This is a genomic window from Fusibacter sp. A1, assembly GCF_004125825.1.
In the GTDB taxonomy this organism is placed as follows: domain Bacteria; phylum Bacillota; class Clostridia; order Peptostreptococcales; family Acidaminobacteraceae; genus QQWI01.
The window spans coordinates 1-13,070 of the sequence record NZ_QQWI01000023.1 but is presented as its reverse complement, the minus strand read 5'-3'; the positions used below and the strand labels follow the sequence as shown (position 1 = coordinate 13,070).

The following is a 13,070-nucleotide window of genomic DNA, read 5'->3' as shown; positions in this document are numbered from 1 at the left end:
GAGACCATTCATTTGAGCTCCATACATCTATTATAAGGATTTTTTATACGCTTTTAAATACTTATTTATGCAAAAATGTTAATTTAATGTTTTCTATTTGTGTAATGAATTTTATGCAACGCTAGTGACCCTACATATCAGAATTTCTATAACTGCATATTCCGGACCATTTTGAGCCACCGTTCCGATGTCTACTTAAATGGGTTCACTTCAATCGGAACGGTGGCTCTATTTAGCAAGTATATGCATAATCAATCTATATTAAATACGATCTATTGATGTACCTGCTAAAGCAATGATAATAAGACCTTCTTCTTGTCTTACTGCTATTCAGCAATTTTGAACTTCAATTATACCCATGTATGTAAATAAGTTATAAAAAAAGACACCCTAAGGTGTCAAGAAAAATATGACTTATTATCTCTAAGTAATTTTGTATAAAGATGAAAACTGTTGTTAATAATACTTATAAAGTCAGGTGTTTTTTTGGCTTGTAAAACCCCCCCCATCATCATTGATGAATGGTTTTCTATATTGCTCTTTATTCTTTAACTACTTCTGTAGTAAACTTAATTTTTATTACTTCTCCTTCAATTTTTGTTACTAATTTATATAAAGACAAAATATCTTTTCGGTCAAACTCTGGTAAAGCATCCTCTTCATGAGTACCTTTATTTAATAATGCCCAGTTATACTTCTCTTTTAGTTCTTTAAGAGACAAATAAATCTCCGTTGATTTATCAATTGCTCCTAGCTCCTTTTTTAATGAATCAATTAAACTTGCTAAATCCGGTTTACCTCCCGGTCCTCGCAACTTCACAGAAAGGCTCACATTCTTTTCTTTAGAAATCTTCTTCCATAATTTTTCTGCAATGCTTTCTACCGCTTGTCTACAACTAGAGGCGGCTTTCTTTCGAGAATCAATTTCTATTGCTTGCTTTGCCTGCAATAAATAATGTTTAGGATCACCAATTGAAATCTTAATACCTCTTTGAGTTTGCATATCTAAAGGCACAAATCTATATCTCTTTACTTCTTTAGATGCTAATGATGCACCCAATTTATGCTCAAGTTTATTGATGAATTGCTCACCATGACATGTAAGAATATGTTGTCGATTAATAAAATCCGAATGCCCCATCAATAACTCTGCTATTCCACTACGATGATCATCATCAATTGCATTTACTATATCGTCATATACTAAAAATCCTAAATTTTCTTTTACTGCTTTTGAGAGCAGTATTGCTAAACCCAAAACCTTAATATGTCCTTCGCTTAAAATATACAACGCATCATGAATTACTTCTTCACCTTGAAACTTCACTCCAATTATATCTCCTGATTTAATTGGTAGTATTAACTCCTCAATTAGTTCAAATTCTGGATCATGACTATTAATTATATTATAATACTCTTTAACCTTATCAGCTAGTCCGTATGCAAGGTCTTTAGGAAGATTCAATCGATAACTTTTCAGATTATCTAGTAGCTTTGCATATGAATCCAAATATTTTTTTCTAGTAGAGATAATCTCCTTTTCTTTTTCGATCTCCTTCAGATTTTTTTCGTTTTCATTCTCAAAATCAAATATCCTCTTTTCAACTTCACCAATTTTCTCACAATAGTCTTCTTCCTTGGAATTAATGCCAATCAGCTTATCATAGTAATTTTGATATTTCTTTAAGTCATCTTCAATTTTGATTTTTGATGCTCTTTTCTCTGATTTAACTTTATTATCATTTTCGATATGTTGCATAATAGCTTTCAGTTGGTCACTAAATAATTGTCTATTCTCATCACTAAACAGCAATTGATTCAATATCACTGAATCATAAAGATCATCTATGTTCAGCTCACTTTTATTTGTATAAATTCCTAAATCCACATTAACCTTTGTATCCTTATTAACAGTGGTTATAAACCGCTTGAAGTCACTAAATAGTTTAATTATGTTTTCACCACTTGATTTGAATTCTGATTGAATTGCAATAATATTTTTAAAGTTTTCTAATTCCAATGACGCGTTTTCATAAGGATTTACAACAACTTTGTCCAGTGGTGTTTTACACGCAGGACATTTCGTCATTTGGCCTTCCTGATGTTGTCTCAATGATATAATCGAACTATAAAGATCTTTATAATCAACCTTTGATGCTTCCTTCGTTAAAGCTTCCTGAGACTTTTTATAGCACTCGATATGTTTGTTAACTCGATCAGGAAACAAGAAAAATTCATCAAATATTTTTACATCTTGATTTTCTGGAATTTGCTCCACATTCAATTTCTGAAGTTCATTAAGATATCCTTGTTTATTCTCATCTCCTTTTAAGAATAACTCTATATCAGCTTTAGTAATCACATCTTCTCTATTTATTTCACTAATAAGGTCTTTTATATCCTTATTGCACTTTTCTAAATCACGCTTTAAGTTCTGGAGGTTTACTTTGTCTTGCTCATACTTAACAGATACCTCAGAAAACTTTTTTTCCTTAACGTTATTTGTTGACAAGTATTTGTCAAAATTCTCTGTGAATCCATCTACAAATTTGTTAAAACTATCGAGACCAAATAAAGTAGCTATTCTATCTTTCTGCGCACTTGCTGTTTCAGCTGTTATTCTAGCAAAACTATCAATTCGATTCTTTTCAAAAAATGAAAACCTGTAAAGCTGGCTATTAGGAATAATTTGAATTAGTTCTTTGTCTTCATTCTTGCCAAATGCTTTTGGGACTTCTGATTTTTTTACATCTGCATTTTCAATATAATCAGCGAGTTTGATTCTTTTTCCTCTAGCTTCTTCTACATCTCCAAATAATGCTAACTCAAGACCTTCACAAAAACTTGATTTACCAGAACCATTTGGCCCATATATGAATGTATACTTTTTATCAAAAGTAAACTTCTCTTCTGATACAAATCCACGAAAAGGACCAATATTTAAGCTATCTATCTTCAGATTATCTCCTTTCGCTTCTGCTTCTTCAGATTTAGTGAGATTAAGTTCTGGTGATGCAGTTTCATGATTACTGGTAATTAAATCTACTAACTTTTTAGCCCTAGATCCTCCAGCAGTTGATAATGGTTCAATAATATCAAAATTGTCGGTTAGAATATTGATAAGTTTACAATCTATGTCACTCAAATCTTTACTTTCTAATTGGTTCACCCATTTATGGAACTCATTTTTTGTAGACATTTAACTCCCCCCTTACCATAATAATATTTTTATTATCCATTATATGGTATCACTTCATGAAAATTATCGCAATATTCAGAAGCAACTTAAAAAGGTACTTCAGATTAACGAAGTACCTTTTTACTATTTCTTCACTAGTAGTGAGCAACACTCGACATGTGTTGTAACTAGGTCGCAGATAAATAATGTGTAAACTATCACTACAGAAATTCTACATGATTATCTGTTTAATACTCAAGTAAATCTTTCAATTTGTATGACTAACTAAAATTTACGCATACCTTTGTAAAAGTATGGTCAATATAAAATAATTTTTCTGCCATTTGAATGAGCATATTCCTTTCGACGACACGTTGGTATTAATCGACTTTAGCGATTTTACGACGTACTTTTTCCCAATATGGTAGGGCAGTAATTATATAAGTTCATACAGAGAGGTATCTTTATTTTCATGAATTAAATTGTCATCTGAATAGAGGTCATAGGAGTTGTTGATGAATCTCTTTTATTTCTTTTTGGAAACTTCTTTCATCCATGATTTTAGTTCAGGTAGTCGATTTGTGTCAAAGATATCTTCAATATCGATTTTCATTATTTCTCCATATCGAGACGAATAAATTGCTACACTATTTATTGTTTGGATTTTACCTTTTTCTGTAATGCCACCAATTTCATTTAAGAGATAATATCCCATGAGTTGGTCAAAACTGGTACGAGTCATCCCTGCTTTTTTAATAGTTTTGAAGTCAATTAACACATCGTTAAAAATTAAATCGGCATCAGCACCACCAACCATTAATGAAGCTTCACCAAAAACTGGATTTAAATAACAAACATCTTTAGCGACCCAATCCTGTTGTTTAAAAACGTTATACAAATTTTGAATGTCTTCTATATCTTTTGAATCGACTTCAGCAAACACATCAATATCATTCTGTGCTGAACGATGAATCATATCAATTCTGGACATCTTAATAAGAGGTTTAATCAGAAATTCATCAACAATCCCTTCAACCATAAACTCTTCTTTTGCATACTTAACTTCCTCAATAATCATATTATATGCATCTTCTTTCCAAGGAAGAAGACATGACCTTTCAACATATGTTTCTGCAATCCACTGCCTTGATTTAACATTATGATGAGAATTCACCTTTTCAATATGAAATCTCGCCAAATAATCAAATGCAACACCAATCACGCTATAATTATTAGTCAATGGTTCTGCTAATAATTCTTTATTGTACTTAAAACGTGGTTTAATAAACTCCTCTTTAAATTTTGCTTTTACTTCTGGTCTTTGTAAAAGTGTAGTTAAACTCAATTCCCCTCCTTATCTAAAATATACAACATCTCTAATTCATATTTTCTATCAACTAACCCAATGTGTTGTGCGAGTGTCTCTTTAATCTTATCATATATATCCAAGTAATTTTTGAGTATTTCTTAGATTAACACTAGTCTCTAATTAGTGTGAAATAAAAAAGGACCAGCTGTATTAGCTTTCGATCCTTTTCACATAATGATTTCAATTTGTGTGGATGTAGACAAGATCAAACTATCACCTGGTGTTACAACTTTAGTTTATCAGGACCGTCTGAAACAACTCGGTTTTTAGCCTATAATCTTTGTATAAACCGATATCAATCTATAACTTTGTTGGGAAAATGTTGGGAAGTTTTTGAAAACTACCTTAACACAACTTTCATATATTTTCTTTTACCACTGCCCATGTAGAAACTAATAATTACTAGAACTTGAATTTGAGTCCAGAACTTACTTATCAATTATTCTTATCATCATCAAATCTGTTAATGGTTTCCCTTGTTTGATTAAGTCTCTAGCTGCTTCTGCATATGGTTTAATGTGTGTGAAGAACCTTTTATACGCACTGCACAAATAGTTCTGACCTTCAACAAATCGATGTTTGGGACATCCGCCGTAACAGAGATGAAGGACTTGACAGTTTATACATTCTTCACTTAGCCCCTTTTGCTTTTCATTTCCAAAAATCTCTTGCTTATTTGAATTGAAAATTAATGATAGATCATCTTGAAGTATATTTCCAATTTTATTTGAAGGATATACATAGTGATCACATGAGTAGACATCACCGTTGTGTTCAACAATCCCAGCACTACCACATTTTTTTGCAAAATGACAGCTACCTGATACACCATGAATAACAGCACTTAAGGCCCATTCGAAATTCATATAGAATGTTTTCCCTATATCATTACGTACCCATCTGTCAAATATCTCAACAAGAAAATTACCATAACGCTCCGGATCAACAGACCAAGGCGTAACTTGGTTTTCACTATTTAGGTCCTCAGGGGAGGAAAGATTCAGATTCGTAACATTATCAGGTTCTTCACTTGATCTTTCCACAATAGGAATAAATTGAATGTACTTAATACCCATTCTCTTATAGTAGTCATAAAGTTTTTGGGATTCTTTGACGTTTATATCATTTACAGTAGTAAGGACGTTGAAATCCACATCATACTTTTGTAAAAGCTTAATAGCCTTCTCTACATGGCTACATGTACTACTACCACTACTGTACTTTCTATGAATGTTATGAATCTCCTCGGGACCATCTAGACTGATACCTACTAGAAATTTATTTTTTTTTAGAAAACGACACCATGTATCGTTGATCAAAGTCCCGTTTGTTTGAAGAGAATTTGATATGATTTTATTTTGCTTGAACTGTTTTTGATATTTCACGACTTTTCTGAAGAAGTCAAGTCCCAGCAAGGTTGGTTCTCCTCCTTGCCAGGTAAACACTACACTCTGCCTTTTTTGAGATTGGATGTACTTCTTGATATATGTTTTCAAAACACGATCACTCATAGAAGTCTTGCCTTGGTTATAATACTTTTTCTTCTCAAGATAAAAGCAATAAGTGCAGTTAAGATTGCATGCAGGTCCTGCAGGCTTTGCCATCAGGTGAAAAGTATCCATGATTTAGTCTCCTATCATATGTAAAAAGAACCTGATATCAATCATTTCTTACTCCTCTAAGAGATTTTTTCAGTTTCTTTATACAAGATTTTCTTTTGTCTCCCAAACAGGGCGAATATACTTGTAGTAAGGAAAACAAGAATCAGTACAACCAGTGTATTACCTAATTTTTTACGTCCTATCTTCTGACTTACTTCGTATATTTGGTTATAATTATCTGGTACAGGTAACACACCTTTTTCTTTGGTATAACGTTGATACAAGTTCATCATATGTTGAAACTGAACAGGATTGTCATATTTTAAATCCTTAGTTTCACCAGGATCATTCACTATGTCAAATAGATACCATTCACTATCACCCAGAGATGGACGATTCAACATTAACTTATAGCCATTATTGAACAAGGCTAGATTTCCTGCAACCTCATATCCCACGTAGTCATCCTCTGAATATATAGAATCCTTTGTCCCTTTCAAAATTGGGGTAAGGTTTTTTCCTGTTATAGGTTCAACTTCTCTACCCGAGAACCTCCCCTCAGGTGCCTCTGTATCTGTCATTTCAAGGATAGTTGGGGTAATATCGGTTACATGAGTAAAGGCATTTTGAAAACCTTCACGCTTATCAATACCAGGACCTGTGAAAATAAGCGGCACTCGAAGTCCACCTTCACCGGAATAAAACTTAAAGTAGGTCAGTGGCGAAGCTGCTGCACTGGCAAAGTTCTGATCAATATAATTAAAACTGCCAATTTCTCCTAAGTCATGATAATTGTGTGTATAGCCCATTGATTGTATTTCACTATCTGCCATACTGGCACCATCTGGACCATTGTCTGATGTGATAATGAAAATTGTATTCTCTAGTTGCCCAACGGCTTCCAAATAGTCTATTAAGCGACCAACATTATAATCCATAGCTGATACCATGCCTGCATAGACCGCCATTCTTTTGGCCTCAAACTCTTTTTCTTCTTCACTTAAATCATCCCAATCATCTATGAAATCATGGTGAAGCATGTCACTGTCCTTTGGAACCAGACCAATTTCCTTCGCAGAACCATAACGACTGTCACGCAAGGCAGTCCAGCCCTCTTCATAAGTTTCCAAGTACATGTCAGTGAACTCCTCTGGCGCTTGTACGGGCATATGCACCGCTAGGAAAGAAACATATGAGAAGAATGGCTTTCCATCATCCATATTTGAGTCAATAAAGCCAATCATTTCATCGACTAAAAGTTCAGAAGAATAAAAAGGTGCTTCCAGTTGTATTTCCTTACCATCTTTGGTCCAATGAGCATGATCATACATGGACATGTATGGTCTTTGCTCCCAATTGTCAGCACCCGTATCAGCCATTGATAGTGTGCGTTCAAAACCTCTATTGTAGGGCAAATTCTCTTTTGTTTTCCCAAGATGCCATTTCCCTGTCATGTAAGTATGGTAACCATCATCGTTTAAGATAGATGCAACCGTTGCAACATTATTACTGAGAACACCTTGATAATTGTCTTCTGATGCTTGTTCTGGTGGCAGCGCTTCTGGTATATTTGGCACACCTGCCAAGTGATTATCTACCCCAGTAAGGAGCATTGCTCTTGAGGGTGCACAGCTTGCAGACGTGTGAAAGTTAGAAAACTTAACTCCCTGATTCGCTAACCTATCAATGTTAGGTGTTTTTATTTCACTACCATATACACCTAGATCTGTAAAACCTAGATCGTCGACTAGGATAACAACAACATTCGGATCGTCTGGAGGATTTATCTTATCCAAATAGTCATCCTTAGAATATGCAGTAGCAGCATATGAAAATGAATTAATTGTCAATGTACTACATACTAGAAGAGTTGATAGTATTTTGGACTTATGCATTCTTTTGCTCCCTCTCATTCATTTTTTTTGAAGCAACTAAATACCAAATTGCTATTACCGTTTCTACAACAAACATTTGAACAATAAGCGTTGCATCACATAGGGCAAAAGAAATTAAACGATATGTTGCTATACAAGATAATAGCACTGAAACTGATAATAGCAAATCCGATTTTTTTGTTGTGACTGCACCCATAACCAAAAGTCCCATACCAAGGAAAAGTCCACCGATATCACCGATTTGACTATTAAGGCCAGCTCCATTTAATAACGGCATCATCAGTGCAGCGGCTGCATCTTCCGGTGCAACCAACCACTGAAATCCTAGAAACAAGAACAAAATTCCTGGTAGCATGATGAAAATTGTAAACAGATGTTTTCTTGCCTTTTTTAAAAAACTTACATCTTTAGAAGGTGCTTTAACTTTATTACTTCTCTGTTCCATAGACAACTCCTATTTATTTGATAGTATTTCTGTAATCTTAACTGCAGCTTCCATACCTGAATTTTGATTTTGTCCAGTGACAAAACGTCCTTCCTCGTCCACAGTTACATGTGTAGCAAACAGGTCATTAAAAGCAGTACTACTTTCATATATAGCTCCAGATTTTTTCAACTCTGTTTCAGGATGTAGTGGTGTCACCATGATGTTTAACGCTTCAAGTTGAGCGTTAGTAACACCTGTTACTCGACGGCCTTCTATTAGTAAATTCCCCTCTTTGTCTTTAGCGCTTACAAGCCCTAATGAACCATGACAAACAGAACCAATGATTGTTTCTTTCTCTGAGTAATAAGCCTCTGATACTTTCTCAGCAAGAACATCTGATTGCGCTAAGTCATAAGCTGCTCCCCAACCACCAGCTAGAAAAATAGTATCATAAGCTGTAAAGTCGACGTCATCAATTTTCAGTGAGTTCTTTACCTTAGCTTGAAAGACACTGTCTTTTTTGTATCTCTTATCTTCATCAGAAATTATGAAGTAATTAAAGGATTGAGGATCTATAGGAATTTCTCCACCTTTAATACTAGCAACATCCACTTCCATTCCAGCTTCCAAGAATGCATAATACGGGTGGGTCAATTCAGAACCAAATACGCCTGTAGCTTTCCCATCAGTTTCACCTACAGGAGCTAATACGCCATGACTTGTCGTTATAATCAATGCTCTTTTACCTTCGGCTTTATATGTAGGACCATCGTACTCAGGATGCAATCCTAGAGCCTGCATAATTGTTGGACCTGTTAAAACTAATACCAGCAATACGGCTGCTATTATACCAACTATCATTAATATCATTTTCTTTCTACCTACTTTCATTTTTACCTAACCTTTCTATTCAACAATATCTGTTACAACGTAACAACTTATGTGTTATAATACATGAGATAGCATTAGCTTTCAATACTATTTCATTATCTGATACTTTTAAAGGAGAAACGTAACATGAAACGAGTAAGTCAAGTAGAGGAGTCAAAAGGTCTTATTGTTGATGCTTTTTTGTCTTTGCTTAAAGAAAAATCCTATGATGACATTAAACTTGCTGAAATTGCTGACAAAGCAGGTATTTCTAGAATGACTATTCACAGACATTTCAAGTGTAAGGAAAATATCATCACATACCAAATTAAGAATGTCATGAAAATGATGCAAGAAGATCAGATAAAGATTAAAAAACTTACCCTTGAATCCGAGATACTCAATCGATTTATAGTACTAAGAAGCTTGCCACATGCAAAACTTCTAATTCATAGTGAAGAAATCACTAGCATAATTTATGACCTAAAAAAAGAATCCAATAATACACTGGCATCCAAATATTTAAACATCTATCCAGATAAATATACGATACAGTTCATTTCAGGCGGCATTCATAATATGGTGAAAGAATGGCTTATCAGTGATTTTGATGAAACTGCTAAAGAAATGACTAGAAAAATAATGAAAGTTCTGACTTTACTATGTATGAATGAGTAACTAAAAAAGTAGAGGTTTATCATATCCTCTACTTTTATATATTCTCATATCAGATTCTTCCCTATATTGGTATCCCAAAGGTTAAAAATTGAACATTGGATCTATGTCAAATTACTGGACATGTGTAATAAGAAATTATGCTCTATGAATATTTCGCTTTCTTAGAGCCACCATCACGGACTTAACGGAGCCACTTGCTCACTTGAACAGCACCTGAACAGTGGCTCTCGATGAGCGAAATATTCACTCTACCCTACATATCAGAATTTCTATAACTTTCTATAATATCTATATCGTCCGATAAAATAGTTGGGAAATATCAGGATTTTATCAGTTTTTCAGACAATAAAAGAAGAACCCCTAAGTAAAACTTAGGAGTTCCAATGCTTCTGGCACACCGTGAGGGACTCGAACCCCCGACGAACAGAATCAAAGATTCTATTCTATAACTTGCTATAATTTCTATAACGTCTGAAAAAGGTAGGTTTTCTTCCTATTACTTCTGTATTAACTGATATCAATCTATAACTTTGTTGGGAAAATGTAGGGAAGTTTTCCTCTACACACATTTTAAGACACCCAAAGAAATATCAAGATGTAAAGGAGATCAAACTATAAAATGATGTTACAACTTTACTGCATAAGCACAATAGGAAGCTACTCAATTAGTTATTTCAATCTACTTAATTGATGCTGTAATTACATATGGTTGCTTACCCTCTACACCTATAAGGCTATAGTTTCCATAAGTTTCAATATCTTCAGCCTTCTCAAATCCAAAGTTCCAGCCCAATTCAAAACCAAGTAAAAGTTTTGAAGACCAATCACCAATTTTTTTATACAGACCTTCAGTAAGTTTCTTATCTAACGCATCTGTCACAAGCAGAGAATTAGAAAATCTTTCAGATATTGCACCCAGAAGCTTTTTCACATCTTCCTCTTTAAAGTACATAAGTAGGCCTTCCATTACAAGTACGAAATTACTATTTCTTTCTTTTGTAACTTCGTCTATCCAATCAAAATCTAAAACTGATGATGAAATCATTTTATAGTTTATCTGGTCTCCTAACAACGCTTTTTTCTGATCGATTACCTCAGGAAGATCAAGCTCAATATAAGTACAATCTCTTCTGTCCAATCTCCAATATCTAGTGTCAAAACCACACGCAATATTAATGACAGTACAATCTTGATTATTTAATATATAGTCATTTATAATACGATCTATACTACTAACTCGCTTAACAAGTGACTGCGCTTCCTTTTTTGAATATTTACCATACATCTTTTTAATTTTTTGAATGGTTTTCTTTTCTGATTCAGATGCTAAGTCAGTTAATCTTCTCAGACTCTGAACAGACATTGGATCATTGAAATCTGACTTAGGGTTCTCTGTTTGTGCAGAACGACATGTCATTGTTATAATAGCTGTCTTTGAAACGTTTGATAAATTCATTTTGTTTTACCTCCATATTACTAATGTTTTTTATACTTCTTCAATGATTTATTTAATTTTGTAGTACTATACTCTGCGTCAAATATTAGTCCTAATAAAACCGAACTTAGTGACAATAACACAAGTGTTGTAAATACTGCATAGGTCCATGTCTTTTCAAACCATTTTCCATAAATAGATACTATCAGTATTACGATTAGTGAACCAATTATCCACATTAAGCACTTAAATAATTCAATATCTTCTTTTGAATCAAAGTAATTGTTCAAAAATATAGTTTGTGAAAACGAAATAATTATACAAACAATCCATACTTCTAGCATTGTAGATAATTCTATTGATGTGGTACTTGTTGAGAAATATTTAATACCACCTATATAAATCATAAAAATCATAAAATATAATCCTGTATAAAGTTTCGAATCAAATCCCCATAGGTAAATCTTTTTAAATAAACTCATTTTTATCACCTCATCTGATATAATTTCTCTTTGAATTTTTTTGAATAATGTCTAGATATACAAATTTTTTCTTCACTTGTAAGTGTTGCAATTAATCTTCCACTTAAATCACTTTTAAATGACTGTATATGGCATATATTTATAATAAAGCTCTTTGAACATCTAAAAAAATCCTCTGATAATTTACTTTCCTCAAGATCATTTAGTGAATCATTAGTTATGTATATTTTGTCTATTGTATATAAATATACAGTTCTATCTACGTACTCACAATATAAAATATCTTTAATTGGAACTAATAAAGTCTGCATTTTATCATTGTATACCAGGATTTTTTCTTTGAACTTTTTAAGTTTTTCAACTAATGAAAGAATCTCATCATCAATAGAGTTACATTTTATAATAATTTCTGTTTGTGTATTTGCTTCTTCTATAATAGTAACTTTCACTAAATCCCTCCTTTGTTATTATAATAATATGTTTTCTTTTAATTCTCTACTCAAAATACATAAGTTGCTATAATTCATACTTGAGTTGCAACATTTAACTTAGTGCCTACTTTTTATACTAGCATCATTACTATCTTTGGTATATGACCATGTCACAAATATTTTACCCATAGCAATAACATGCTAAAAAGCATTTATATTTTATTTCGAGAAATCTTTGCATCCATCCTCTGGCTTTTTAATCCGAAGACTCTTCAAAGTGCTTGTTTGGTAAAATACTCAAGTAGATAGAGTGTTCTGTTTCTGCATTTTTAATCTTACTACTAATAAAAGTAAAATATTATTTAGTAACAGCTTTACAAGATCATAATAATTAACTTTTGGGGACAGTAATAATATCATATCCAAAGAACCTTATTATGATAAGGTTCTTTTGACTAAAACAGAGTTAATACCTCATCCCTACAAATCAGAAATTCTATAACTTTCTATAATTTCTATATCAACCGATGTAATTGTTGGTAAAATTGGTATACTATAATATATCTTGATAAAAAAATCACTGGCGTTGCATTAACACACTTGAGCTTGTTCTTGATATAGATAAAAAACCTATTATTGTATAATTTTTACTCAACCTTCCGCTGATGATTGAAAAAAGAACAACCTCAACAAGAAGGTCTCAT

At 33.0% G+C, this 13,070-nt stretch carries 10 protein-coding genes; 1 reads left to right on the top strand and 9 read right to left on the bottom strand.

What is annotated here, in order from left to right; all coding sequences use genetic code 11:
* Positions 1-541 precede the first annotated feature (541 nt).
* The 6 genes from DWB64_RS18840 to DWB64_RS18815 form a co-directional block, all read right to left on the bottom strand.
* Entirely contained in the window at positions 542-3,199 is a 2,658-nt protein-coding gene (locus DWB64_RS18840; protein ID WP_129489775.1) for an AAA family ATPase, read from the bottom strand.
* Between the two features lie 505 nt (positions 3,200-3,704).
* Positions 3,705-4,523: a hypothetical protein gene (locus DWB64_RS18835; RefSeq protein ID WP_129489774.1), complete on the bottom strand. Its 819-nt coding sequence runs from the start codon at positions 4,521-4,523 to the stop codon at positions 3,705-3,707.
* 452 nt (positions 4,524-4,975) lie between these two features.
* Positions 4,976-6,169 carry an anaerobic sulfatase maturase gene (locus tag DWB64_RS18830; protein WP_206736704.1) on the bottom strand — a complete coding sequence of 398 codons (1,194 nt, stop codon included), beginning with the start codon at positions 6,167-6,169 and terminating at the stop codon, positions 4,976-4,978.
* 56 nt (positions 6,170-6,225) lie between these two features.
* Positions 6,226-8,043 carry an arylsulfatase gene (locus DWB64_RS18825; protein WP_164980502.1) on the bottom strand — a complete coding sequence of 606 codons (1,818 nt, stop codon included), beginning with the start codon at positions 8,041-8,043 and terminating at the stop codon, positions 6,226-6,228.
* Entirely contained in the window at positions 8,036-8,488 is a 453-nt protein-coding gene (locus tag DWB64_RS18820) for a DUF4345 family protein (RefSeq protein WP_129489771.1), read from the bottom strand. The genes DWB64_RS18825 and DWB64_RS18820 overlap by 8 nt, the downstream gene beginning before the upstream one ends.
* A gap of 9 nt (positions 8,489-8,497) precedes the next feature.
* Positions 8,498-9,361 carry a type 1 glutamine amidotransferase domain-containing protein gene (locus DWB64_RS18815; protein ID WP_206736703.1) on the bottom strand — a complete coding sequence of 288 codons (864 nt, stop codon included), beginning with the start codon at positions 9,359-9,361 and terminating at the stop codon, positions 8,498-8,500.
* Between the two features lie 126 nt (positions 9,362-9,487).
* Here DWB64_RS18815 and DWB64_RS18810 point away from each other — a divergent pair, with 126 nt between their 5' ends.
* Positions 9,488-10,018: a TetR/AcrR family transcriptional regulator gene (locus tag DWB64_RS18810; protein WP_129489770.1), complete on the top strand. Its 531-nt coding sequence runs from the start codon at positions 9,488-9,490 to the stop codon at positions 10,016-10,018.
* A gap of 679 nt (positions 10,019-10,697) precedes the next feature.
* On the opposite strand, the gene DWB64_RS18805 is transcribed toward DWB64_RS18810, so the two are convergent.
* From DWB64_RS18805 to DWB64_RS18795, 3 genes are read right to left on the bottom strand one after another with little or no spacing between them, the layout of a single operon-like run.
* Positions 10,698-11,474, bottom strand: coding sequence for a class I SAM-dependent methyltransferase (locus tag DWB64_RS18805; protein ID WP_129489769.1), 777 nt, complete (start codon positions 11,472-11,474; stop codon positions 10,698-10,700).
* A 20-nt stretch (positions 11,475-11,494) separates the two neighbouring features.
* The gene (locus DWB64_RS18800; RefSeq protein ID WP_129489768.1) at positions 11,495-11,935 is read right to left on the bottom strand and encodes a hypothetical protein; all 441 of its coding nucleotides are present in this window, start codon (positions 11,933-11,935) and stop codon (positions 11,495-11,497) included.
* A 5-nt stretch (positions 11,936-11,940) separates the two neighbouring features.
* Positions 11,941-12,384, bottom strand: a complete 444-nt coding sequence (locus DWB64_RS18795; protein WP_129489767.1) for a LytTR family DNA-binding domain-containing protein — start codon at positions 12,382-12,384, stop codon at positions 11,941-11,943.
* Positions 12,385-13,070 lie beyond the last annotated feature (686 nt).

Excerpts from the sequence above, each read along its gene's own strand:
- DWB64_RS18800 (WP_129489768.1), bottom strand. The coding sequence starts at position 11,935 with ATGAGTTTATTTAAAAAGATTTACCTATGGGGATTTGATTCGAAACTT.
- DWB64_RS18805 (WP_129489769.1), bottom strand. The coding sequence starts at position 11,474 with ATGAATTTATCAAACGTTTCAAAGACAGCTATTATAACAATGACATGT.
- DWB64_RS18825 (WP_164980502.1), bottom strand. The coding sequence starts at position 8,043 with ATGCATAAGTCCAAAATACTATCAACTCTTCTAGTATGTAGTACATTG.
- DWB64_RS18830 (WP_206736704.1), bottom strand. The coding sequence starts at position 6,169 with ATGGATACTTTTCACCTGATGGCAAAGCCTGCAGGACCTGCATGCAAT.
- DWB64_RS18840 (WP_129489775.1), bottom strand. The coding sequence starts at position 3,199 with ATGTCTACAAAAAATGAGTTCCATAAATGGGTGAACCAATTAGAAAGT.
- DWB64_RS18815 (WP_206736703.1), bottom strand. The coding sequence starts at position 9,361 with ATGAAAGTAGGTAGAAAGAAAATGATATTAATGATAGTTGGTATAATA.
- DWB64_RS18810 (WP_129489770.1), top strand. The coding sequence starts at position 9,488 with ATGAAACGAGTAAGTCAAGTAGAGGAGTCAAAAGGTCTTATTGTTGAT.
- DWB64_RS18820 (WP_129489771.1), bottom strand. The coding sequence starts at position 8,488 with ATGGAACAGAGAAGTAATAAAGTTAAAGCACCTTCTAAAGATGTAAGT.